The 24,865-nt window shown below is 42.9% G+C and carries 28 protein-coding genes; all 28 read left to right on the forward strand.

Translation table 11 applies throughout. The features are described 5' to 3' along the window. Positions 1 to 194: 194 nt before the first annotated feature. The 28 genes from flgB (at position 195) to LCM10_RS00935 (ending at position 24,847) form a co-directional block, all read left to right on the forward strand. Positions 195 to 584 carry a flagellar basal body rod protein FlgB gene (gene flgB, locus LCM10_RS00800; RefSeq protein ID WP_224873930.1) on the forward strand — a complete coding sequence of 130 codons (390 nt, stop codon included), beginning with the start codon at positions 195 to 197 and terminating at the stop codon, positions 582 to 584. A gap of 2 nt (positions 585 to 586) precedes the next feature. Beyond that, positions 587 to 1,051: a flagellar basal body rod protein FlgC gene (flgC, locus tag LCM10_RS00805; protein WP_224873931.1), complete on the forward strand. Its 465-nt coding sequence runs from the start codon at positions 587 to 589 to the stop codon at positions 1,049 to 1,051. A 14-nt stretch (positions 1,052 to 1,065) separates the two neighbouring features. Continuing rightward, positions 1,066 to 1,371 carry a flagellar hook-basal body complex protein FliE gene (gene fliE / locus LCM10_RS00810; protein WP_224873932.1) on the forward strand — a complete coding sequence of 102 codons (306 nt, stop codon included), beginning with the start codon at positions 1,066 to 1,068 and terminating at the stop codon, positions 1,369 to 1,371. A 33-nt stretch (positions 1,372 to 1,404) separates the two neighbouring features. Beyond that, positions 1,405 to 2,991 (forward strand): flagellar basal-body MS-ring/collar protein FliF, encoded by a 1,587-nt coding sequence (fliF, locus tag LCM10_RS00815; RefSeq protein ID WP_224873933.1) that lies wholly within the window; start codon positions 1,405 to 1,407, stop codon positions 2,989 to 2,991. Between the two features lie 12 nt (positions 2,992 to 3,003). Further along, complete coding sequence (fliG, locus tag LCM10_RS00820) at positions 3,004 to 4,017, forward strand: flagellar motor switch protein FliG (protein ID WP_224873934.1); 1,014 nt, start codon at positions 3,004 to 3,006, stop codon at positions 4,015 to 4,017. Further along, a complete protein-coding gene (gene fliH / locus LCM10_RS00825) occupies positions 4,010 to 4,786 on the forward strand; it encodes a flagellar assembly protein FliH (RefSeq protein ID WP_224873935.1) in 777 nt (258 codons plus the stop codon). Before fliG ends, fliH begins: the two co-directional genes overlap by 8 nt. Next, entirely contained in the window at positions 4,783 to 6,105 is a 1,323-nt protein-coding gene (fliI, locus tag LCM10_RS00830; RefSeq protein WP_224873936.1) for a flagellar protein export ATPase FliI, read from the forward strand. The genes fliH and fliI overlap by 4 nt, the downstream gene beginning before the upstream one ends. Positions 6,106 to 6,107: 2 nt before the next feature. Then, a complete protein-coding gene (fliJ, locus tag LCM10_RS00835) occupies positions 6,108 to 6,554 on the forward strand; it encodes a flagellar export protein FliJ (protein WP_224873937.1) in 447 nt (148 codons plus the stop codon). 4 nt (positions 6,555 to 6,558) lie between these two features. Further along, complete coding sequence (locus LCM10_RS00840) at positions 6,559 to 7,140, forward strand: MotE family protein (protein ID WP_224873938.1); 582 nt, start codon at positions 6,559 to 6,561, stop codon at positions 7,138 to 7,140. A 27-nt stretch (positions 7,141 to 7,167) separates the two neighbouring features. Further along, positions 7,168 to 8,460, forward strand: coding sequence for a flagellar hook-length control protein FliK (locus LCM10_RS00845; protein ID WP_224873939.1), 1,293 nt, complete (start codon positions 7,168 to 7,170; stop codon positions 8,458 to 8,460). After that, positions 8,457 to 9,089, forward strand: a complete 633-nt coding sequence (gene flgD / locus LCM10_RS00850; protein WP_224873940.1) for a flagellar hook assembly protein FlgD — start codon at positions 8,457 to 8,459, stop codon at positions 9,087 to 9,089. The genes LCM10_RS00845 and flgD overlap by 4 nt, the downstream gene beginning before the upstream one ends. 14 nt (positions 9,090 to 9,103) lie before the next feature. Beyond that, positions 9,104 to 9,493, forward strand: coding sequence for a TIGR02530 family flagellar biosynthesis protein (locus tag LCM10_RS00855; protein ID WP_224873941.1), 390 nt, complete (start codon positions 9,104 to 9,106; stop codon positions 9,491 to 9,493). A 72-nt stretch (positions 9,494 to 9,565) separates the two neighbouring features. Then, the gene (locus LCM10_RS00860; RefSeq protein WP_224873942.1) at positions 9,566 to 10,774 is read left to right on the forward strand and encodes a flagellar hook protein FlgE; all 1,209 of its coding nucleotides are present in this window, start codon (positions 9,566 to 9,568) and stop codon (positions 10,772 to 10,774) included. A 70-nt stretch (positions 10,775 to 10,844) separates the two neighbouring features. After that, positions 10,845 to 11,060, forward strand: a complete 216-nt coding sequence (locus LCM10_RS00865) for a flagellar FlbD family protein (RefSeq protein WP_224873943.1) — start codon at positions 10,845 to 10,847, stop codon at positions 11,058 to 11,060. Beyond that, entirely contained in the window at positions 11,057 to 11,482 is a 426-nt protein-coding gene (fliL, locus tag LCM10_RS00870; RefSeq protein ID WP_224873944.1) for a flagellar basal body-associated protein FliL, read from the forward strand. Before LCM10_RS00865 ends, fliL begins: the two co-directional genes overlap by 4 nt. 34 nt (positions 11,483 to 11,516) lie before the next feature. Beyond that, positions 11,517 to 12,512, forward strand: coding sequence for a flagellar motor switch protein FliM (fliM, locus tag LCM10_RS00875; protein WP_224873945.1), 996 nt, complete (start codon positions 11,517 to 11,519; stop codon positions 12,510 to 12,512). Beyond that, entirely contained in the window at positions 12,502 to 13,707 is a 1,206-nt protein-coding gene (gene fliY / locus LCM10_RS00880; protein ID WP_224875559.1) for a flagellar motor switch phosphatase FliY, read from the forward strand. Before fliM ends, fliY begins: the two co-directional genes overlap by 11 nt. A gap of 28 nt (positions 13,708 to 13,735) precedes the next feature. Then, positions 13,736 to 14,098, forward strand: coding sequence for a response regulator (locus LCM10_RS00885; RefSeq protein WP_224873946.1), 363 nt, complete (start codon positions 13,736 to 13,738; stop codon positions 14,096 to 14,098). Between the two features lie 24 nt (positions 14,099 to 14,122). Then, positions 14,123 to 14,782, forward strand: coding sequence for a flagellar biosynthetic protein FliO (locus LCM10_RS00890; RefSeq protein WP_224873947.1), 660 nt, complete (start codon positions 14,123 to 14,125; stop codon positions 14,780 to 14,782). Then, a complete protein-coding gene (gene fliP / locus LCM10_RS00895; protein ID WP_224873948.1) occupies positions 14,775 to 15,440 on the forward strand; it encodes a flagellar type III secretion system pore protein FliP in 666 nt (221 codons plus the stop codon). The genes LCM10_RS00890 and fliP overlap by 8 nt, the downstream gene beginning before the upstream one ends. A 13-nt stretch (positions 15,441 to 15,453) precedes the next feature. Next, a complete protein-coding gene (gene fliQ / locus LCM10_RS00900) occupies positions 15,454 to 15,723 on the forward strand; it encodes a flagellar biosynthesis protein FliQ (protein WP_224873949.1) in 270 nt (89 codons plus the stop codon). A gap of 4 nt (positions 15,724 to 15,727) precedes the next feature. Continuing rightward, positions 15,728 to 16,504, forward strand: a complete 777-nt coding sequence (gene fliR, locus LCM10_RS00905; protein WP_224873950.1) for a flagellar biosynthetic protein FliR — start codon at positions 15,728 to 15,730, stop codon at positions 16,502 to 16,504. Between the two features lies 1 nt (position 16,505). Next, positions 16,506 to 17,588, forward strand: coding sequence for a flagellar biosynthesis protein FlhB (flhB, locus tag LCM10_RS00910; protein ID WP_224873951.1), 1,083 nt, complete (start codon positions 16,506 to 16,508; stop codon positions 17,586 to 17,588). 21 nt (positions 17,589 to 17,609) lie between these two features. Beyond that, a complete protein-coding gene (gene flhA / locus LCM10_RS00915) occupies positions 17,610 to 19,646 on the forward strand; it encodes a flagellar biosynthesis protein FlhA (RefSeq protein WP_224873952.1) in 2,037 nt (678 codons plus the stop codon). Next, positions 19,643 to 20,812, forward strand: coding sequence for a flagellar biosynthesis protein FlhF (flhF, locus tag LCM10_RS00920; protein ID WP_224873953.1), 1,170 nt, complete (start codon positions 19,643 to 19,645; stop codon positions 20,810 to 20,812). The genes flhA and flhF overlap by 4 nt, the downstream gene beginning before the upstream one ends. Next, positions 20,793 to 21,659, forward strand: coding sequence for a MinD/ParA family protein (locus tag LCM10_RS00925; RefSeq protein ID WP_224873954.1), 867 nt, complete (start codon positions 20,793 to 20,795; stop codon positions 21,657 to 21,659). Before flhF ends, LCM10_RS00925 begins: the two co-directional genes overlap by 20 nt. A 44-nt stretch (positions 21,660 to 21,703) precedes the next feature. Continuing rightward, on the forward strand, positions 21,704 to 22,774 hold the full coding sequence (locus tag LCM10_RS00930; RefSeq protein WP_412103369.1) for a protein-glutamate methylesterase/protein-glutamine glutaminase: 1,071 nt from the start codon (positions 21,704 to 21,706) through the stop codon (positions 22,772 to 22,774). 15 nt (positions 22,775 to 22,789) lie between these two features. After that, positions 22,790 to 24,847 carry a chemotaxis protein CheA gene (locus LCM10_RS00935; protein ID WP_224873956.1) on the forward strand — a complete coding sequence of 686 codons (2,058 nt, stop codon included), beginning with the start codon at positions 22,790 to 22,792 and terminating at the stop codon, positions 24,845 to 24,847. The last annotated feature ends 18 nt before the right edge of the window (positions 24,848 to 24,865 follow it).

Raw genomic sequence — 24,865 nt, forward strand, 5'->3', positions numbered from 1 at the left:
TGTTTATTTACTTCCAAATTAAGGGGTAATATTAGGCTTATAGTCATGATTTCTTCATTTTTCGACGTTTTTCGGTAAAAAATACTGAATATTCATAGACACTATGGAGCCTAAATATTACAATAAGGACGAATAGTAGATATTTTTGTAAAACAATCCGTATCTTACTAAATTAATGGATAGAGGTGTTCTTTATGAAACTTTTTTCCAATACATTCACGGCTATTGAACAAGGACTGAATTATTCCTCTATGAAACAGAAGGCCATCTCCCAAAATATCGCAAATGTTGATACGCCAAACTATAAAGCGAAGAAGGTAGAATTTAAAACTGTTTTACAAAATTCAATGACTGGATTCGAAGGTAAGCGAACGGATCCGAGGCATATTACAATCCGTTCTTCTAGTGGTCATACAGCTTTGTGGACAAAAAATGCGTATCAATATAATCATAACGGCAATGGAGTCGATCTGGATCGTGAAATGTCCGAAATGGCATCTAATCAAATATATTTCAATGCGCTTTCGGATCGAATGAGCGGAAAGTTCAATTCCTTGCAGTCCGTTATTAGAGGAGGTAAATAATAGTGTCGATCTTTACTAGTTTGAATACTACTTCCTCTGCACTGACGGCGCAGAGGTTAAGAATGGACGTCATATCTTCCAATATGGCGAACGCAGATACTACGAGGGCCACCGTGAATGAGAATGGTGAATGGGAACCATACCGAAGAAAATCGGTTGTGATGCAATCTAAAGAAGCGGGCTTTTCATCCTTCTTGCAGACTGCTGTAAATAAAAGCGATCAGAATTCAGTCGGCCAGGGTGTCAATGTCACGAGGATCAAAGAAGACGAGAAGACTCCATTTAAAATGGCTTATGACCCAGAACATCCTGATGCAAATGAAGATGGATATGTATTACTCCCTAATGTAGATCCATTGAGGGAAATGGTAGACCTGATTTCTGCAACACGCTCATATGAAGCAAATGTCACGGTTTTCAATGCAAATAAATCAATCTTAATGAAATCTTTGGAAATTGGTAAATAAGGAGGGAGAGAATTATGGCCATTCATAGTATAAGTTCGGTGAACCCGTCCGTTTTAAGTCCGTCTTTAGAAAAAAAAGAAATTTCACCTTCAGATGGCACCGGGAGCTTTGCTGAATTACTCAAGAAATCAATTGATGAGGTAAACCGTTCGCAAGTCCAATCTGACCAAATGACTGAAAAATTGGTGCGTGGTGAAGACGTTGATCTTCACCAAGTCATGATTGCTTCGCAAAAAGCCAGCATCACTCTCCAAACCACGATTGAAGTCCGAAATAAAGTAGTGGAAGCTTATCAAGAAATAATGAGAATGCCAATGTAATAGCTGCATGCAGTCGAGTACCGGAGGATTGTAATGAATGAATCGCTTAAGAATTATACAGAACAAATAAAGTCCTATTGGACAAGCAGAACAAAAAAGCAAAAAATCTCGATGGGTGCCATATTGCTGTCTGTCATACTGCTGATCAGCATCGCCGTCTTTTTTTCAACAAGAACATCGATGGCCCCGCTTTATAAAAATCTATCTCCTTCTGAAACAGGTACCATAAAGGAAAACCTTGACGGTAGGGGAGTACCATCTGAGATAACCGAGGGTGGGACGGCAATCCTTGTACCAGCTGAACAGGTGGATACGTTAAAAGTTGAGCTAGCCGCTGAAGGGATTCCAAACTCAGGCAGTATCGATTATTCATTCTTCAGCAAAAATGCTGGGTTCGGGATGACCGATAATGAATTTAACGTGATGAAGCTTGACGCCATGCAAACAGAATTGGTTGAGTTGATCAAAGGAATAGATGGTGTAAAAGATGCAAAAGTCATGATCAATCTACCACAGGAGCAGGTTTTTCTTAATGATGATGTAGAGAAAGCAACCGCTTCGATCGTATTGAATACAAATCCAGGCTTCAATATGGATCAACGCCAGATCAAGTCACTTTATCATCTCGTTTCAAAAAGCGTCCCGAACCTCCCTACAGAGAATATCGTCATCATGAATCAATATTTTGAGTATTTCGATTTAGAATCTCAAAATAATTCTGGAGGAAGCGGGAATATCGCTCAGCAAATGGACGTCAAGAAAGAAATCGAGCGCGATCTCCAACGACAGGTCCAGAACATGCTCGGTACCTTGATGGGCTTCAATAAAGTGGTTGTTTCTGTCACAACTGATATTGATTTTACCCAGAAAAAAAGCGAAGTAAACGAAGTCAAACCAGTTGATGAAGAAAATATGGAAGGGATCGCCGTAAGCGCACAGCGGATCACGGAGACGTTCTCTGGTGAGGGAGCGGGTCCAGGAGGGGTTCCCTCAGGGGAAGATGCCGATGACACCCTGGACTCATATCAAGAAGGAACAGGGTCGAATGGCGATTATGAACGGATAGAAGAAACGATCAATAACGAAGTGAACCGTATACGTTCCGAAATCGTGGACAGTCCATATAAAATCCGAGATCTTGGAATCCAGGTAATGGTCGAACCTCCAAGCGCAGATGACGAAAATTCACTTCCGCCGGACCGTATTGAAGATATTCAGAAAATCTTATCGACCATCGTACGCACTTCAATTGATAAAGAAGAAGTGCCTGAGCTGACCGATGAAGCAATTGAGGACAAGGTGGTCGTCTCGGTTCAGAAATTCAATGGGAAAATGGAATTCGACGAGGAACCAAAAACGGCACTTCCATGGTGGATCTATGCAGTTGGAGGAGTGCTACTCGTTATCATTCTATTACTCTTCTTCTTTTTAATAAGGTCTCGAAAGAAGAAGGAAGAAGAACTGCTTATAGAGGAAGAACGCATCCCTGCAGAAATACCTGAAATAGAACCAAAAGAAGAAACGGAAGGAACCATTCGAAGAAAACAGCTTGAGAAGATGGCGAAGGAAAGGCCGGAAGAGTTCGCCAAGCTGCTTCGAACTTGGTTAGCTGATGAGTAGGAGGATGTGTACATGGTAAGAAGAGAAAAAGGATTATCAGGCAAACAAAAAGCGGCCATCCTCCTGATTTCACTCGGACCGGATGTTTCCGCTTCGGTATATAAGCACCTCTCAGAGGAAGAAATAGAGAAGCTTACTTTAGAAATATCAGGTGTTAGAAGGGTAGAAACAGAAGCGAAGGAAGAAATCGTGGAAGAGTTTCATAATATTGCCCTTGCACAGGATTATATTTCCCAAGGTGGTATTGGTTATGCGAAGACGGTCCTCGAAAAGGCCCTTGGTTCGGATCAAGCGACGGCCATCATCAACCGCTTGACATCTTCATTACAGGTCAGGCCCTTTGATTTTGCCAGGAAGGCGGATGCAGGCCAAATTTTGAATTTCATTCAAAATGAGCATCCTCAAACGATCGCCCTTATTTTGTCTTACTTAGATCCTCAGCAGTCCGGACAGATTTTATCGGAACTCCCTCAGGAGGTTCAGGCGGACATCGCGAGAAGGATTGCCGTAATGGATGGGACATCTCCGGAAGTGATCAGTGAAGTTGAAGCCATCCTTGAAAGAAAGCTTTCTGCGACCGTAACCCAGGATTATACCCAAACAGGCGGTGTCGAGGCAGTGGTCGAAGTTCTGAACGGTGTTGACAGATCCACTGAGAAAACGATTTTGGACGCCTTGGAAATACAAGATCCTGAATTAGCAGAGGAAATCAAGAAAAGAATGTTTGTCTTTGAAGATATCGTGACGCTTGACGGCCGTTCGATTCAAAGAGTCATCAGGGATTGTGATAATGAAGATCTCCTCCTTTCGCTTAAGGTATCCAGTGATGAAGTCAAGGAGATCGTATTCAAGAACATGTCCAATCGCATGGTAGAGACATTGAAGGAAGAAATGGAGTTCATGGGGCCTGTCAGACTCCGTGATGTAGAAGAAGCACAGTCAAGGATCGTGGCAATCATCAGAAGGTTGGAAGAAGGCGGGGAAATTATCATCGCCCGAGGTGGAGGAGACGATATCATTGTCTAGGATCATTAAATCATCAATGGCTCGTTCAACAGATCGAGTCGTTGAATTGAAGCATGTCCATACCTTGACATTGGACTATCCCCAACCTAAAGAGGCCATCAGCGATCAAAAAAGGGTTCATCAAAAGGAAATCGATAAGCTGCTCGCAGAAGCTCAAGAAACAGCCGATGAAATCGTGATGCAAGCATACGAAGAGCAGCGCATCGTCCAAAATCAAATACAACAGGAAAAGGACGAGTGGTTGCAGCAACGGGAACGTCACTTTCAAGAGGCGTACAATGCCGGATTCCAGCAAGGTGAAGAAGAAGGTATGAAAAAAGGGTACCAGGATTATCTTCAGCGTATAAAGGAAGCGGAAGAAATCGTCGAAACCAATAAACAGGAGTATTATGCTTACTTGGAAAATGCCGAAGAAGTCATCCTATCCTTGGCCATTGCCAGTGCAGAGAAGATCATCGGACAGCAGGTTTCCGAGCATCCCGAGACGTTCCTCTCCATCATCCGACAAGGCTTAAAGGAAGTAAGGACGTTACCGGAAGTGCAAATCCATTGTCATCCATCAAAGTTCCAACTATTAATAGACAATAAACAAGAGATTGAAGCCCTGTTCCCAGGGCATGTACAGTGCTTCATTTATGCAAATGACGATCTGCAACAAGATGAATGCTACATAGAAACCAATCAGGGAAGGGTCATCGTGGGTTACGATTCCCAGCTTAAGGAATTAAAACAAGGCCTGCTCGATGCCTTGAAAGGGGAAGAAGGATGAAGGCGAAGGACCTGATCACAAGAATCCCCAAAGTTCCTACATTCAAGAAATATGGAAAAGTAAAACGGGCCGTCGGACTGATGATCGAGTCTCAAGGGCCTGCAAGCTCAGTTGGTGAGGTCTGTCATATCCACATTCAAAGCAGGGGACATTTAAAAACCATCCCGGCTGAAGTGGTGGGGTTCAATGGTGAACTCGTCCTGCTTATGCCGTACTCAAATATGCAGGATATTTCGCCTGGAAGCTTGGTCGAAGCGACTTCAAAGCCGCTTGAGGTGAAGATTGGCCCTTCCTTGATTGGAAAGGTGGTGGATTCATTGGGTAATCCATTGGACGGCAGTATCCTTCCAAACGGTCTAGCTTCGGTTTATACGGACCAGGAACCACCCAATCCATTATCCAGGCCGCCGATTGATGAACCGATGGAAGTCGGGGTCAAGGCGATCGACGGAATGCTGACGGTAGGGAAGGGTCAGCGCGTCGGGATTTTTGCAGGAAGCGGTGTCGGTAAAAGTACGCTTCTTGGAATGATCGCCAGAAATACGAAAGCCGACTTGAATGTCATTGCCTTGATAGGGGAAAGGGGCCGTGAAGTCAGGGAATTCATTGAACGGGATTTGGGGGAGGAAGGCTTAAAGAAGACGATCGTAGTAGCCGCCACTTCAGATCAGCCTGCACTTATGAGGATCAAGGGTGCCTTCACTGCAACGGCGATTGCAGAATATTTCCGTGATAAAGGGATGGATGTCATGCTCATGATGGACTCCGCCACACGGGTAGCCATGGCTCAACGGGAAATAGGACTGGCTATTGGAGAACCTCCTACTACGAAAGGATATACACCTTCCGTATTTGCGATATTGCCAAAGCTCCTAGAACGGACGGGAACAAATGTGAAGGGCAGCATCACCGCCTTTTATACGGTGCTGGTCGATGGTGATGACCTGAATGAACCAATATCCGATACAGTCAGGGGAATACTGGATGGTCATATTGTTTTAGATCGAGATATCGCCAATAGAGGCCAATACCCCGCTATCAATATATTGAAAAGCGTCAGTCGTTTAATGAACCATCTCGCATCACAAAGACATCTGGAAGCGGCTGTGAGAATCAGGGAATTACTGAGTACGTATATCAATTCCGAAGACCTCATTCAGATTGGAGCTTACAAGAAGGGCTCATCTAAGGATATTGATGAGGCTATCGCTTATTATCCCCTGATCATTTCTTTATTGAAGCAAGGGGTTTATGAGCAAATCACCCAAGATGATAGCATTCTACAACTCATACAGTTAGCAGAAAAAGGTGATGTGTGACAATGAGTTATCAGTATCGGTTTGAACGGATCCTAACCTTGAAGGAAAAAGAGAAAGATGAGGTTAACGAGCAGTATAAAGGGGCAATCTCAAAATTTGAAAAAGTCGCAGAAAAGCTCTACGAGTCTCTTAAGAAAAAGGAAGACTTGGAGCGCTATCAGGCCGACAAGATCATGAATGGACTTTCGGTGCAGGATATCAGGCACCATCAACATTTCATTTCCAATCTAGACAAAACGATTGCATATTATCAGGACTTGGTCATCCAGGCTCGAAATCGGATGAACTGGTATGAAGAAAAACTTGTTGATATGAATGTTGAGGTCAAAAAATACGAAAAAATCAAAGAAAAAGATCTCCTCTTGTTTCAAAAAACAATCAAAGAAGCAGAGAGTAAACAATTGGACGAAGTTTCAGTTGTTCAATATATGAATCGTGGGATTAGGTGATAGTGTGCCAAAAGGACTGGAAGGGAAAGAAACAGAGTCAGGCAGCCGGCTGCAGTGGATTGTATTCGTTATCTTCATCCCCTTGTTGTTTGCCATCACCATCGCGTTGATCGTCATGACGGTGGCGGGGATTAATGTTTTCGAAAAAGCACAGTCCATCCCGATTGTTGCAAAGGTACTGCCAAGTGATCATAAGCAAGAGCAAGAGCAGCTTCAAAGTCGAATAACATCTTTGCAAGCTTCGATTGAAGATAAGGAAAGTACTATCTCTCAGCTTCAGAATGAAATGGATGCGAGCCAGGAAGAGAATGAAAAGTTACAGGCTACGATTGATCAGCAGAAGCTCGAAATGGAAGAGTTAAGGCAGATCGGTGAGGAAAATAAACGTGCATTTAAAGAAGTGGTCAGTACATTTGAATCAATGTCGGCAAAAAGTGCTGCACCGGTTCTTCTGAAAATGGAAAGTCAAGATGCAGTCAAGATTTTATCCAATATCAAACCCGATCAACTTGCCGATATATTGGAGAAAATGCCGCCTGAAGATGCAGCGCGTTTAACGGGGTTATTATCCGCGGATGACCAATAATTTTAATCGGGGGGAGGAGGTGAAGGAATGGACATTGGATCAATAAAAACCATTCAACCAAAGGGGATGGGCCAGACAGGTTCTTCTCAGAGTAATTCTTCTAATCCGTCATTTTCACTTCATTTATTGGGGAGCATCGGCAGCGGAAATCCAGATGTTCCTGTAACAGAAAGTGGCGGGACTTCTGTTTCCGGGGATTTAATGCTTCTTTTAAATGCCGTGGACCTTGAGGGGTTGGGTCTTTCGGAAGAAGCAATAAATGCACTTCAGGAGATCGATGCGTTAGACCTGGAGGAGATTGCTGAGATAATGGGGATTGACCTTTCTGAAATCATAGACCTCCATAATGAGCTAACGATTCAGATTCCGAACCTTGACAAGGAGCTCACCACTCAGATTCCGAACCTTGACAATGAGCTAACGACTCAGAGTTCCAAACTAACAATGGAAGAATCGGACAAAGGGAAAAACGAACCATCGCTTGATACACTGGGAGTGATGATACATCTAATGCAAGAAAGACTTTGGAAAAGAACCTTACCATCTGAGCACTTAAAACAATTTAAAGATCTATTGAAAATTTCTAAAGTGATTGATTTACTCTCCAATCAAATAGACATGCATCATAAGGAAGCTCAGAAGGTCTTTGAGTTGAAAGATCTTCTACATAAAACGGAGATGACAATGACCGCCGTCACTGATAAAGCACCCAAATGGGATGGAATTGTCAGGGCAGCATACTACCGAGGGACACAACCGGAAGCTCCAGCTGAAATGAAGCCTTCAGAAGGATCAAAACCCTTGCAGACCATATTGGGGGCTCAACAATTTACGTTACCAAGAACAGAATCATTTTCAATCAATTTAGCTGTTGATGATGGTCATCTTAGAACTGAACAATTTGTCAAAGAACTGCAAAAAATTCTGGGTAAATCCCAAATGCAGACCCAACCCAACATGAGTAAGTTGTTGATCAAGTTGTACCCTGAACAGTTAGGCTCGCTGCGTATCGAATTGCTGCAGCAAAATGGCGTCATGACTGCGAAGATTCTGGCTGCGACATCCACTGCCAAGGAATTAATCGATTCACAGCTTCAAGGCTTGAAGCATGCATTCAATGCTCAGAACATTCAAGTTGATAAGATTGAGGTCTCACAGGCGATATCCGATCCGGATCGGCAGAACAAAGGTCAATCACAACAACAATCCAATGATCAACCTGAACATCGTCATCAAGAAAGCTCTAAAGATGATGAGGGGGATGTTCCGACATCCTTTAGGGAATATTTCATGAATCCAGAGGGAGATGTACCGGAATGACCAAAATAGATCCTACTTTACTCTATTCGACCTTACAGTCCAAGAACCGTGAAGGGGGTAAGGACATCTTAGGTAAAGATGATTTTTTGAAAATCCTGATGACGCAACTTCAGAATCAGGATCCAATGAATCCGATGCAGGATAAAGACTTCATTGCTCAAATGGCTACTTTTTCATCATTGGAGCAGATGACCAATCTAACCAAAACAATGGAGACATTCGTTGACAATCAAAATCAAGCCCAAATGATTTCTTATAACCAATTCGTTGGAAAACAAGTGACATGGCATAAAATTGCAGAATCCGGTGATACGCCAGAGATTGTAGAAGGTCAAGGGATGGTCAGCGGGATCCGTTTTAAATCGGATCGTGTTGAGTTCATCCTGGAAGATGGAACAATTCTGGAACCAGGCAACATTTCACAAGTAAATGAAAACAAAGATTCTGGTATTTCCTTGGTAAATGCATCGATGTTAATCGGGAAAAAAGTGACTTGGGAAGATCAAGAAGGAGATGGAGAGCAGAGTGGTATTGTCCAATCTGTGTCGACTAAGGATTCACGTATCTATGTACACACTGATACCGGTGTAAAGGTATTGAGCGATCTCTTAATGAAAATTGAGTCATGACAAGGAGCGGTTGAATGGATAAAACATTCTTGCATCGACTACCTCAGCAGCCGATGGCAACTTCTATTAAACCGATGGGGAGGCGCCATTCAAATACAGGCACGTCCTTTGCAGATCAACTGAAAAGAGCAGTGAATAGTCCGGTTGATATTCAGGTGAGTAAACATGCCCGCGCAAGGATGGAGCAGAGGGGGATATCGATACCGCCTCAGGTTTGGGAGACAATCGGTGAAAAGGTAAGTGAAGCAAAAGAAAAAGGGGTTAAGGAATCACTCATACTCTTGAAGGATGCAGCTTTGATCGTCAGTGCAAAAAATCAGACAGTCATCACGGCGCTCGACAGGCAAGAAGCAAATTCGCAGATTTTCACCAATATTAACGGGACTATCATTATTGATTCATAGGCTGGACCTTTACAGGAGGCCTACATGCTGTGGAATGAGAGAAGCAGCCAATTACGAAAGGGGAAATGATTCATGCTACGTTCAATGTATTCGGGTATCAGTGGAATGAAAAACTTTCAAACAAAGCTGGACGTGATCGGAAACAACATTGCAAATGTCAATACGTATGGGTATAAGAAGGGCCGAGTAACGTTTAAGGACACGATGAACCAGACAATCTCTGGTGCTTCGGCTGCTCAGGATAACCGTGGAGGAAGAAACCCTATGCAAGTTGGATTGGGTTCTACAATTGCTTCTATAGACACAATCCATACTCAATCAAGTCTACAGACTACTGGAAGGTCATTAGATTTAGCTATAAGTGGTGATGGGTATTTTGTGGTTAAACAGGGAAATGTTCAAGCATACACACGAGCGGGTAACTTTTATTTAGATGATAATGGCACTTTAGTTAATAGTGATGGAATGAAAGTTCAACAGTATGAAAATGGAGTATTGAAAGATATCGTAGTGAATGTTAATGCTACTTTACCTTCTGTACCAACATCAAACTTGAAATTAGCAGGGAGCCTTCCGGATCCTGCTGGATTAACAAATGGAACTTCTGGTGCCGTTCAACAAATGAAGATAGTTGACAATAATGGAATTGAGCATGTGCTTGACGTTCAATACTCTCCAAATACAGGAAATACTGGTTGGCAACTAACAATCACAAATCAAACTGCTGACCCAAGCTTGACAACAAACCCTGTTACTATCAATCTTCCATATAATAGTACAGATGATGAATTTACTACTCCATCTACTTTGAACTTAACAGACTTAGGCATTAGTGATGGTAACACGGCTGTTCAGTTAAATGTTGAAGACTTGAAATTAGACGGAGACTCAATTACAGGGTTAGTAAATCCTGATGGGAATTTAGAGGGTGCATTAGAAAGTTTCAACATCGGATCTTTAGGTGAAGTCAACGGAGTCTATTCAAATGGCCAGATTAGAACACTCGGTAGTTTAGCATTAGCTAAATTTAGTAATCCATCTGGGTTGAGTAAAATGGGTGGGAATTCCTTTCAAGAGTCTGTTAACTCAGGTACGGCAAATATTAATGTAGCTGGGCAAGGCAGAGGTACTCTTGCAGCTGGTTCACTTGAAATGTCCAACGTTGATCTATCCGAAGAATTCACCGAAATGATCACCGCTCAACGTGGATTCCAGGCAAACACAAGGATCATTACCACATCGGATGAGATCTTGCAGGAACTGGTTAACTTAAAGAGATAATTTTATTTAAGGGAGGTCGGGGGCTGACCTGAGGAGAGATCCCAAAAGATATGGTCAGCCCTGTAAATGAATGATCACGTTAACAAGGTTGAACGGAAAATCTTTCATCATCAATGCCCTATATATTGAAACAGTCGAGGCATTTCCAGATACGACAATTTTACTAACGAATGGACGCCGATATGTTGTAAAAGAATCGGTTGAACAGGTTACGGAAAGATCCCTCTCTTTCTTTCGTAACGTTAACCTTCTCGATCCTGCGATGAAAGGGGGGAGCGCAGATTGAAGAACAAATTTTTGACGATCATGCTTATCTTGCTTGTAACGATCACACTTGTGGGTGTCATTGCTTTGGTCGTCATCTTGAAATTCAATGACGAAGGGGAAGAAAAGGCTCCTTCCATTGAAGAAGTGATTGAAGCATCGGTTGATATTCCAGAGATCACAACAAATCTATTGAGCAATGATTATATTCGTATTTCTTTTAAAATCCAGACAGACAGCAAGAAAGCAAAAGAAGAATTGGAGAAAAGAGATTTTCAGGTGAATAACATCATCATTGAAGAGCTTTCGGAAATGAAAGCAGCAGACCTGCAGGGAAAGAAAGGGAAAGAATTGATTGAAGGCAAGGTCAAGGAAAAGGTGAATGGCCTGATGCAAGAGGGCATGGTGGAAAAAGTGTACATCACCTCTATGATGATTCAATAACAGTAGGTAATCGGGAAGTGCTGGAGGTGAAGTAATGGCAGATGTATTATCACAGAGTGAAATTGATGCTTTGTTGTCGGCATTGAATACAGGTGAGATGAGTGCGGATGATTTCAAGAAAGAAGAAGAAGAAAGAAAAGTAAAAGTTTATGATTTCAAAAGGGCCCTGCGGTTCTCAAAAGACCAGATTCGCAGCCTGACTCGCATTCATGAGAACTTTGCAAGGATTTTGACAACGTATTTTTCAGCGCAGCTTCGTACATATGTTCAGATTAATGTTGCTTCTGCAGACCAGATACCGTATGAAGAATTCATACGTTCAGTACCCAAGATGACAATATTGAATGTCTATGAACTTCCCCCGTTGGATGGTAGGATCCTGATGGAAATCAACCCTAATATCGCTTACTCCATGATGGACCGCGTCATGGGCGGGAGGGGAATAAGTGTCAACAAAGTGGACAATCTCACAGAAATTGAGACGACCATCATGTCTCAATTATTTGAAAGAGCATTCGAGAACTTAACGGAAGCTTGGAGCTCGGTCGTTGATATCGAACCGGTTTTTGCCGAATTTGAAGTCAATCCGCAGTTCCTTCAAATGGTTTCTCCAAATGAAACCGTGGTGGTCATCTCCTTGAATACAACAATCGGGGAAACAAGCGGAATGATCAATATCTGTATTCCTCATGTTGTGCTCGAGCCGATACTGCCCAAGTTATCAGGTAGTTACTGGATGGAGTCCAAGAAAAAAGACATCAAGCCGGAAGAAGCTGAGAACTTAGAAAAAAGGATTAAAAAAGCATTTGTCCCGGTTGTCGCGGAACTCGGAAGCTCTGAAATTTCGATTGAAGATTTTCTGATGCTTGATGAAGGTGATGTCATTCAATTGAATACAGCACTCCATGAACCACTGATCATCAAGGTCGGTGAGATTCCTAAATTCATTGCACAACCAGGGAAATCCAACAATAAAATGGCCATACAAATTTTAGACTCAATGAAGGGGGGAGACGATGATGATGAGTGATGACATGTTATCACAAGATGAAATCGATGCTCTTCTGAGAGGTTCTGCTGAACCCGATGAAGAGACCTTAAATGAGATGAACATTGAAGATTATATCGGCTCCATGGAGCAGGATGCCTTAGGGGAAATCGGTAATATCTCTTTTGGGAGTTCCGCAACAGCACTGTCAACTTTACTGAATCAAAAAGTTGAAATTACAACGCCCAAAGTATCCATTGTGAATAAAAATTCCTTAGAGGAAGAATTTCCACATCCTTATGTGGCAATAGAAGTGCAATATACGGAAGGATTCTCGGGTGCCAACCTTCTGGTCATCAAACAATCGGATGCATCAATCATCGCAGATTTAATGCTTGGGGGAGACGGATTGAATCCATCAGGCGAACTTGGTGAAATCCAACTGAGTGCAGTCCAGGAAGCCATGAATCAAATGATGGGATCAGCAGCCACATCGATGTCGACGGTTTTTAGCAAGAAAGTGGATATTTCTCCGCCATCTGTTGATTTAATGTACATCCCACAAGGTGAGGGACAAGAGAATATTCCAGATCAGGATTTACTCGTGAAGGTTTCTTTCTCGTTGAAGATCGGTACGCTGATTGATTCAAACATCATGCAGTTGCTTCCGTTAAACTTTGCGAAAAGCTTGGTTGACGAATTAATGAATGGAAGCACTGATACAACGAAGGAAGAAGAACAAGTAGTTCCGTATCCGGAAGATGTAAAGCAGCCTGAATCAGTACCTGTCAGCAATCATCAGGAACATCATCCCACTCATGTTGATGGGAGACAGTCGATGGCTTCATCGAATGCACAGCAAACAGAGGCAACACCTCAGCACTATGGAGGACATCAATATGCTGGACAGCAGCCAGTGAATGTGCAACCAGCATCATTTTCAAGCTTTGAGCCGGCTCCGATGGGCCAGCAGGAAACCAAGAATCTTGATATGCTTCTTGATATCCCCTTACAGGTGACGGTTGAACTTGGCAGGACGAACCGCTCAGTCAAGGACATCCTTGAATTGTCATCCGGTTCGATCATCGAACTTGACAAGTTAGCCGGTGAACCAGTGGATATCTTAGTGAACAGCAGATTGATTGCAAAAGGTGAAGTAGTAGTAATCGATGAAAACTTTGGAGTCAGAATCACTGATATCGTGAGTCCGAGTGATCGTTTAAATAAACTTAGATAAATATATTAATAGATGGAGGATGACGTCGATGGCGAACAAAATTTTAATAGTGGATGATGCAGCATTTATGAGAATGATGATCAAGGACATTCTTACAAAGAATGGGTTTGAGGTAGTGGGTGAAGCAGCAGACGGAGCACAAGCAGTGGAGAAGTATAAAGAATTGCAGCCTGATTTGGTCACGATGGATATCACAATGCCTGAGAAAGACGGTATTGCAGCACTTAAGGATATAAAATCCATCGACCCCGGTGCCAAAATCATCATGTGTTCCGCCATGGGGCAACAAGCGATGGTCATTGATGCCATCCAGGCAGGCGCAAAAGATTTCATCGTGAAGCCGTTCCAGGCAGACCGTGTGATCGAAGCGATCCAAAAAGCATTAAGTTAACAGATTTCTAAGAAGGTGTATGGATTGAATAAAAAGCTTCAACTATTCGTTAGTGTATTCATGATTTTAATGCTTGTAGGCGCTGGACATGCGCCAGTGCTTGCGAGCATGAAATCCGTGAATGATTGGTATGAACAACCTCAAACAAATGATGAAAGTAAAGGACAAGCGGATCAATCGAAAGATGATACCGTAACAGCGGGCACACCCGAAGTGACGTTCTTTGACTATGTGAAGATGATTTTCGCCTTGATTTTCGTGGTGGCACTTATTTATTTCCTATTAAAATTCATCAATCAAAAAGGAAGATCTTTTCAGCAGACGAAAATGATCAATCATTTAGGCGGGGCGCCACTTGGAGGGAACCGATCCGTTCAGGTAGTAAAGGTAGGTAACCAGGTACTTGTATTGGGTGTCGGTGAAGATATACAGCTTTTAAAGGAGATTGCGGACGAACAAGAAAAGCAAGAGATTCTATCTCATTATGGGGATGGGAACAATGGGGTTCAGGTTGCAGCGAAAGAACGGATCTCGACTTTGATGACAAAAATTAAAGGTTCACAATCAGTTTCATCTTCCGGTTCATTTCAATCACACCTTAAAAATCAACTAGAGGAGATGAGCAAGGGAAGAAAAAGGCTTCTCGAAGATTTAAAGAATAAGGAGAAGAAGTCAGATGAATGAATTTATGGAGTTCTTTAATGGCAGTTCTGCGGATACCGTCTCCACAAGTGTAAAACTGCTATTATTATTTACGGTTCTTTCACTGGCACCTAGCATACTGATCCTGATGACATCTTTTACGCGGATCATGATCGTCCTTTCCTTTGTCAGGACATCACTGGCAACACAGCAAATGCCGCCTAACCAAGTGTTGATCGGTCTCTCTCTGTTCCTGACGTTCTTCATCATGGCCCCGACATTCCAAGAGGTTAATGACGAGGCATTGACGCCACTGTTCAATGAAGAAATCAATCTTGAAGAAGCTTATGATAAAGCGGCCATACCCTTTAAAGAGTTTATGAGTAAGCATACAAGACAGAAAGATTTAGAGCTTTTCTTAAATTACTCAGGTGCAAAGAGGCCGGAATCCATCTCTGATATCCCGATGACCTCGCTGGTTCCTGCATTTGCTTTAAGTGAAATCAAAACGGCATTTCAGATCGGGTTCATGATCTTCATCCCATTCCTCGTGATCGATATGGTGGTAGCGAGCGTATTAATGTCGATGGGGATGATGATGCTTCCTCCCGTCATGATTTCTTTGCCATTTAAAATATTGCTATTTGTATTGGTAGACGGCTGGTACTTAGTCATTAAATCTTTATTAGAAAGTTTTTAAGTAGGTGAGTTTTATGAATGCCGAATCTGTGATCGCTTTAGCTGAACGCGGAATATATGTGACCCTGGTCGTTTCTGGACCTCTTTTACTTCTTGCCCTTGTAGTGGGGCTGATTGTCAGTATCTTTCAGGCAACCACTCAGATTCAGGAACAAACACTGGCATTTATCCCGAAGATCGTTGCAGTTTTGATTGGGATCGTCTTTTTCGGTCCATGGATGCTGACCAAGATCGTCACGTATTCCTCACAAATCTTTTCTGACTTAACAAGGTTTGTAGGTTAACGGAATGGAAGACCTTGTACCGGTATTATCGGTCTTTCTACTTGTATTTGTTAGGGTTTCAGCATTTTTTGTCACAATGCCATTATTTTCATATCGAAACATCCCTGCACAACATCGCCTTGCCTTTTCATTGGTTCTTTCCTGGGTGATGTATTATACGGTTGAATCGAAAGCGTTTGAGATAAATGGCCAATACTTTCTGCTTGTGATGAAAGAAGCGATGGTTGGCTTATTGATTGGATTTGTAGCATATATGATTGTTTCCGCCATCCAAATCGCAGGGGGATTCATCGATTTTCAGATGGGATTCGCCATTGCAAATGTCATCGATCCCCAGACAGGTGCTCAGAGCCCGTTGATGGGGCAGTATCTATATACATTCTCACTTTTATTGCTGCTTGCATTGAACGGTCATCATCTCATCATGGATGGGATTTTTTACAGCTATCAACTGGTGCCGATCGACAGTGCTTGGATTCCTTTCGGTAATAGTACGCTCGTTGAATATGTTGTGAAGACATTTAATTCCATGTTTGTTATTGCCTTTCAAATGGCCATTCCTGTAGTAGCCACTCTGTTTCTGGTGGATGTGGCATTGGGAATTGTAGCAAGGACCGTTCCGCAACTGAATGTCTTTGTTGTTGGATTCCCGATAAAAATAGCCGTGTCATTCTTGGTTTTGTTCATCGTAATGGGCGTCATGTTCGAGGTGATGCAGCAGTTATTCGAAATGATGTTCCTGTCAATGAGAGATTTAATGAAGTTAATTGGAGGCTCGTAGCGTGCAATGGTTAGCATTAGATTTACAGTTCTTCAGTGGTGAAAAGACTGAAAAAGCCACACCGAAAAAAAGGGAAGATGCCAAGAAGAAAGGGCAGACTGCCAAAAGTCAGGATGTTAATACCGCCATCATCCTGTTAGCCGTATTTTTATTTTTGACATTTGGTGCCTCTTATATCGGTACGATTGTATTTGATTTATTTCGTCACTCCTTTCAGGAATACATGCTGATGGAGCTAACGGAAAACACTGTACAGGTCATAACCATGGATCTTATGAAAGAACTTGCGCTGCTGCTTGGACCGATCATGCTTGTTGCTTTGGTGGCCGGTCTTGTGTCCAACTATATTCAGGTAGGGGTTATGTTTACAACCGAACCTCTCCAGCCGAAACTTGAAAAAATCGATCCAATCAAAGGGTTTAAACGGATCTTTTCCCTCAGAGCCATCGTGGAGTTGTTGAAATCAATATTGAAGATATCATTCATCGGTGCTGTCACGTTCGTCATTTTATGGACCAATATTGAGGAAGTTCTAAGTCTCTCATTTAAGTCGGTCGGAGATTCTCTGGTAACGATGTCCAAGCTGGCTGTTCAGATGGGCATTGTGGCATCTCTGGCTCTATTATTTCTTTCCGTTTTCGATTTTCTCTATCAGAAATACGATTTCGAAAAGAATATCAGGATGTCCAAACAGGATTTGAAAGATGAGCATAAAAACATTGAAGGTGACCCCTTGATCAAGTCCAAGATCAAACAGCGCCAACGGGAAATGGCCATGAGCAGGATGATGCAGGAGGTACCGCAGGCTGATGTGGTCATCACCAACCCCACTCACTTCGCCATCGCATTGAAATATGATGAAAACAAGAGGGATGCCCCTTATGTTGTCGCGAAAGGAGTGGATTATCTGGCTCAGAAGATCAAATATATTGCAAAAGAAAATGAAGTAATCATGGTGGAAAATCGTCCACTTGCAAGATCCCTTTATGATGCTGCTGAAATCGGGGATACCGTTCCTGAGGAATTCTTCAAGGCGGTTGCCGAAATACTGGCATATGTCTACAGGATCAAAAACAAACTGTAAGAAAGTTAGGAGAGAAATAGAATGTCAGCAAGAGATTTATCCGTTTTAGCCAGTGTCATATTAATTGTTGCGATGCTTATCATCCCGTTTCCATCCTGGATGTTGAGTGTTTTGATCATCATTAATATTTCGCTTGCTCTTTTAGTACTCCTAACGTCGATGAATATGAATGAACCTTTACAATTTTCAATATTTCCGTCTTTGTTATTATTGCTCACGCTCTTTCGACTCGGTCTAAATGTTTCCACAACGAGATCAATCCTTAGTAAAGGAGAAGCAGGGGGCGTTGTGGAAACGTTTGGAACATTTGTTGTCGGGGGGAATGTGTTAGTTGGGCTCGTTGTGTTCGTCATCCTGATTGTCATTCAATTCATTGTCATCACAAAGGGATCCGAACGTGTATCCGAAGTTGCAGCCAGGTTCACGCTTGATGCTATGCCGGGAAAACAGATGAGTATAGACGCAGACTTGAATGCAGGTATGATCTCTGAACACGATGCCAGGCATCGAAGAGATAAAATAAGCAGGGAAGCGGACTTTTATGGAGCCATGGATGGTGCTTCTAAGTTTGTAAAAGGTGACGCCATTGCAGGGATTGTCATCGTGATGATCAATCTGATCTTTGGCATCATCATCGGGATGACCCAACAAGGGCTTCCGATAGCCGAAGCTGCCACGAAATACTCTTTGCTTACGGTCGGAGATGGAATCGTCAGCCAAATACCAGCATTACTGATTTCAACTGCCACAGGGATCGTTGTTACACGGGCAGCTTCCGAAGGAAATCTTGGACAGGACATCATGAATCAGCTGTTAGCTTATCCTTTCATGCTTTATGTTGCAGCTTTCACGATTTTCATGCTAGGAGTGGCCACGCCCATCGAGGATATCCTGACGATCCCAATCGCTGCTGCACTCGGTTTCGGCGGGTATATGCTTTCCCGCACCCCTGGAGAAAGCGAATCAGAAATTGCCGCAATGGAAGAAGAGGTTGAAACGGATGAAATGAAAAGTCCCGAAAGCGTGGTCAACCTTCTCAATGTCGATCCAATTGAGTTCGAGTTCGGGTATGGGTTGATCCCTCTTGCCGACACGAATCAGGGAGGGGATCTTCTTGATCGTATCGTGATGATAAGAAGGCAACTGGCAATCGAATTAGGGTTGGTCATCCCTGTCGTGAGAATCAGGGACAATATACAGCTCCAGCCCAACGAGTATCGGTTGAAGATAAAAGGGAATGAAATGGCCCGTGGTGAACTTTTGCTTGATCATTATCTAGCCATGAGCCCGGGGGTAGAGGATGAATCGATTGAAGGTATCGATACCATCGAGCCATCATTCGGGCTTCCTGCCAAGTGGATATCCGAAGACATGAAGGAACAAGCCGAAATATTCGGCTACACGGTTGTGGATCCTCCTTCAGTCGTTTCCACCCATATTACGGAAGTCATCAAGACCAACGCATATGAATTACTGGGGAGACAGGAAACAAAACAATTAATCGATCATCTACAAGAAACTTATCCAATCCTGGTGGAAGAGGTCACTCCAAACCCATTATCGGTCGGAGAAGTTCAGAAGGTGCTTGCCAAGCTGTTGAGGGAAAATGTATCGATTCGCAACCTTCCGATTATCTTTGAGACGCTGGCGGATTTCTCCAAGATGAGTTCGGATACAGACTTGCTTGCAGAATACGTCAGGCAGGCACTTGCAAGGCAAATTACCAATCAATATGTGCAGGAAAATACCTCTTTGAAAGTGGTCACGGTTTCAGGGAAAGTTGAAAAGATGATCGCGGATTCCATTCAACAGACAGAACATGGCAACTATTTGTCCATGGATCCAAATGATTCCCAGCGCGTGCTGGAATCCACAGCCTCTCAAATTGAACAGTTATCATTAATGGAGGAATCACCGATCATCCTATGCTCTCCTGCTGTAAGAATGTATGTAAGGCAGTTGACGGAAAGGTATTTTCCGCAAGTTCCCATACTGTCCTATAATGAATTAGAAGCAAACGTCGAAGTACAAAGTGTTGGGGTGGTGAATGTAGATTGAAGGTATTAAAATATGTGGCGCCAACGATGAACGAGGCCATGAAAAAGGTTCGAAACGACCTTGGTGATGAGGCAGTGATCCTGAACTCTAAAGTGACTCATACAGGCGGGATATTCGGTTTGTTCAGGAAGAAAATGGTGGAAGTGATTGCTGCAGCCGATCCAGGGATTGAACGGGAGAAGGCTGAGCTGAAACGCTTGAAGGCACAACCTCCCATCACAGAAGATACATCTTTTAAGAAAATGCAGCATCATGCAAAGAAAGATACTGACGGTGAAACCGTTCAAGAAGAGCTGAAACAGTTAAAAAGTATGATTGCATCCATTACAGCAAGTAATGAATTCATTCAATATCATCCAGTCGTTCGTGAACCGTTGCTTCATTTACAGGCACAGGGCCTTCATGAGTCGCTCCTTATGCAAGCAGGGGAATATCTTCAAGAACGTTTCGACTCGTTCGATGAAAGTGGACAGGCACTTGAAGATTCCGTCCTTGACGAACTGAAACGCTTTCTTTCTGGATTCCTCGCTGATTTACCGATGGGCGGTGTCAGTTATAAGAATAAATACATCAATGTGCTTGGTCCTACGGGTGTAGGGAAAACAACCACCCTTGCAAAAATGGCTGCCGAGGCCGTCATTGATAAACGGATGAAGGTCGGCTTCATCACAACGGATACTTACAGGATTGCAGCCATCGAGCAATTAAAGACATATGCGGGGTTATTGAATGTCCCGGTGGAAGTAGTTTATAAGCTTGAAGATTTCAAAAAGGCAGTAGATAAATTCAAAGACTATGATCATGTGTTCATTGATACAGCCGGGAGGAATTTCAGGGATGAGAAATATGTGAAAGATCTCCACAGAATCATTGATTTCAAGCGTGATATGGAGACGTTCCTTGTATTATCCCTAACGAGCAAAGAGGATGATATGAAAGAAATCATTGAGCAGTTTTCATCCATCAACATCAGTCGTTATATTTTCACAAAGCTCGATGAAACATCGAGCTATGGATCGATGGTCAATATCATGGAACGTACCAGGACTGGTGCCGGCTATGTGACAACTGGCCAGAATGTCCCCGAGGATATAATAGAAGCAAACGCTGCGAAAATTGGTGAATTACTCCTGAAAGGATTCAACTATGAAAGATCAAGCGTATAAATTGAGACAAAAAATGCTTCTTGACTCAACTACCCCTGCGAAAACAATAGGGATCGTCAGTGGAAAAGGAGGGGTCGGGAAGTCGAATATATCTACCAACCTTTCCATCCTATTGGGAAAAGCCGATAAAAAAGTGATGCTATTTGATATGGATATAGGGATGGGTAACATCCATTTGCTGTTGGGGACCCATCATAAGTATTCGATAATGGATTATATCGAGAATGAAGAACTGGAATTACAGGACGTCATTTGTAGCAATGTTCATGGTATCTCCTATATCGGTGGCGGCAATGGACTGAAAAGCATAGTCGAGTGGAAGGAAGATCAGCTCGAACGGTTCTATGAAGCTCTCGATTATTTAGTCTTGGAGTATGATTACATCATTTTTGATATGGGAGCAGGCGCAACCAGGGAGACATTGGACCTCCTATTGACGATGGAGGACATTTTGGTGGTGACGACCCCTGAGCCGACCTCGATTACGGATGCCTATTCCATGATGAAATATATCCATTTAAGGGATGACGGAAAAGAATTTTATCTTATTTGTAATCGGGCAATCAATAAACACGAAGGGATGGTCACGATCTCAAGGCTTCAGGAAACCGTAAGGAGATTCTTGAATAAAGAGATTGTCTCTTTAGGGGTCCTGCCGGAAGACCCGGTAGTCAGACGGGCTGTGAGCGAGCAGACCCCATTGATAAAGGCTTTCCCCCGGTCACCGATTTCACTTAGTTTGCAGGCTATTTCAAGCAGTTTTCTGCTACAATCTGAAAAACTCAAACATCAAGAAGAGAAGTCTTCGTTCTTGAAAAATATTAGAAATTTATTTTTCAGGAGGTAAGGTAATTGAAGAAAAAAGTATTGGTAGTTGATGATTCAGCATTCATGAGAAAGCTGATTACTGAATTCCTTTCTTCCTCGGAAGAGCTTGAAGTCGTGGGGACGGCTAGGAATGGCGAAGATGCCCTCGTTAAAATAAAGAAACTACATCCTGATGTGGTCACGTTAGACGTTGAAATGCCGATCATGAATGGAATCGATGCGTTGAAGAAAATAATGATTGAATATCCTTTACCAGTCGTCATGCTCTCTTCTACAACAAAAGAGGGTACAGAGGAAACAGTGAAAGCCATTCAGCTTGGTGCCGTGGATTTCGTCGCGAAGCCTTCGGGAACAATCTCACTCGATTTACATATCATCCAGGAAGAAATTGTCCGTAAGGTGCTCTCCGCCAGTGGAGTTTCTGTCGCTAAACTTGTGGACAGACAACATTCACTTGCTTCAGGGCCAAGTAGAAAGTTTATTGAGGTAGAGGCCACAACCAAGGGAGGTAACTTTCAAGGTCAAGGAGATCGCGCATCCCGCTTCATCGACAACAAAAAGAAAAAAATCATTTTGATTGGAACATCAACCGGGGGACCGAGGGCATTACAGCACGTTTTAACCGAGTTGCCTTCGAACATCCAAGCGCCAGTGCTCATTGTCCAACATATGCCTGCCGGCTTCACGAAGTCCTTGGCCACACGTTTAAACTCACTTTGCGACGTTACAGTGAAGGAAGCAGCACATGGGGAACAGCTTGAAAATGGCACGGCTTACATAGCGCCCGGAGGATTTCATATGAGAATTGCAGAAACGAAGGAGTCGGCCAGCGTCATTCTGTCGAAGGATGAAGATCCCAGAAATGGCCATAGGCCGTCAGTCGATGTGCTTTTTGAATCAGTCAGTACGATCCGGGATTACAATATGATAGCAGTCATCATGACCGGGATGGGATCAGACGGTGCACGAGGCTTAGCAAAGCTGAAAGAATCCGGTCATGTAAAGGTGATTGCTGAATCGCAGGAAACATGCATCGTTTATGGTATGCCAAAAGCCGTCGTTAACGCGAATTTGGCGGATAAAGTGGTGAATGTCGAGGAAATTGCTCAATCAATAATGAACTACATGGTGTAGAGAGGTGTGGATCACATGGAAATGAGTCAATATTTAGAAGTATTCATAGAAGAAAGTAAAGAAAATCTTCAAGCTTGTAATGAATCATTGCTTGAATTGGAAAAAAATCCTCAAGACCTGTCAATTGTCAATGAAATCTTTCGTGCAGCCCATACATTAAAAGGGATGTCTGCAACGATGGGATATGAAGACCTTGCCAATCTTACGCATAAAATGGAAAATGTGCTCGATGGCATCAGGAATGAAAAGATTAGCGTCACACCAGAAATTCTCGATGTTGTATTTAAAGCGGTCGACGACTTGGAAGAAATGGTGCTTTCCATTGCTGGAGGGGGAGACGGAAAGAGAGATGTGACTGAGGTCGTCACGTTGCTTCAGCTAATAGAAAGCGGGGAAAGTTTACCTTCTTCACAAGAAATCGTTGAGAAAGAGACGGCAGTTAGCGTGATGGAAGAGTCCCGGTCTTCGATCAACTACGAAGCCTATGAACAGACTGTGATCGAACAGTCTTATGAACAAGGCATGAAATGTTTTGAGCTTTCCGTATCGCTGAGGGATGATTGCCTTTTGAAGGCAGCACGGGTATACATGGTTTTTGAAGTACTGGAAAAGTCCGGGGAAGTCATTAAGTCTGAACCAACGGTTGATAAATTGGAAGAGGAACAATTCGATCAATCCTTCACGGTTACGATCATAACGAATGAAAATGAACATGACCTTCAACAGAAAGTGTTGAAAGTGTCAGAGGTTGATAGAGTAGAAGTTTCAGAAGTGACGCCTCAACATTTTCAAAATGGACAAGCATCTTCAGGTGAGGAAGAACAACAAAAGCCTGTAGCAACGGATGTGGTCACTCCTGCAAAAGAAGAAAAACGCAATGAGAATTCTAATTCTTCGAAAGAATCGAATAAAGCTGCATCCTCCAGCAAAACGATCAGGGTAAACATTGAACGATTGGATATCTTGATGAATTTATTCGAGGAACTTGTCATTGACCGCGGCCGACTCGAGCAAATATCCAGGGAACTTGATCACCCGGAATTAAATGAGACGGTAGAGAAGATGACTCGTATATCAGGAGACTTGCAAAATATCATCCTCAATATGAGGATGGTTCCTGTCGAAACGGTATTCAACCGTTTTCCTCGCATGGTCAGACAACTTGCGAGAGATTTGGATAAGAAAATAAACATCGAAATCATCGGAGCAGAAACGGAGCTGGATCGGACTGTCATCGATGAAATCGGTGATCCTCTTGTTCATTTAATCAGAAATGCGATCGATCATGGAATTGAAAAACCTGAGATCCGCAGGGGAAATGGTAAGCCGGAAGAGGGAACGGTCGTACTCAAGGCATATCACAGCGGAAATCACGTCTTTATTGAGCTTGAAGATGATGGAGCTGGAATTAACAGCAAAAAGGTATTGGAAAAAGCGATCCAAAAAGGAATCGTAACGAAGGAGACGGCATCGACGCTGACAGATCGCCAAATCTATGAATTGATCTTAGCTTCGGGCTTTTCCACTGCTGAACAGATATCGGATATTTCCGGCAGGGGAGTCGGACTGGATGTCGTAAAGGCAACGATCGAATCATTGGGTGGTTCAATCACGATCGATTCAACAGAAGGAAAGGGCTCACTGTTCTCGATACAATTACCATTAACGCTTTCGATCATTTCCGTCATGCTCGTTGAAATCGAGAAAGAGAAATATGCAATACCGCTATCATCCATTATTGAGACGGCCATCATTAAGAAAAGCGATATCATGAAGGCACATAACCAGCAAGTGATCGATTTCAGGGGAAAAGTAGTACCACTCGTGTTTCTTGAAGACATCTTTGAAGTCCCTAAAGAAATGGATGAAGGAGATGAATTCCATTCCGTTGTCATTGTTAGAAAAGGTGAAAAGATGGCAGGATTGGTTGTGGACTCCTTTATCGGCCAACAAGAAATCGTTTTAAAATCACTGGGTAATTACTTAACGGATGTGTTCGCCATTTCTGGTGCCACTATACTAGGGGACGGACAGGTAGCGTTAATCGTTGATTGTAATGCATTAATCAAATAGGGGGCAGTGCTTGTGAGT

The sequence above is a fragment of the Rossellomorea aquimaris genome, from assembly GCF_020171925.1.
GTDB lineage: Bacteria > Bacillota > Bacilli > Bacillales > Bacillaceae_B > Rossellomorea > Rossellomorea aquimaris_F.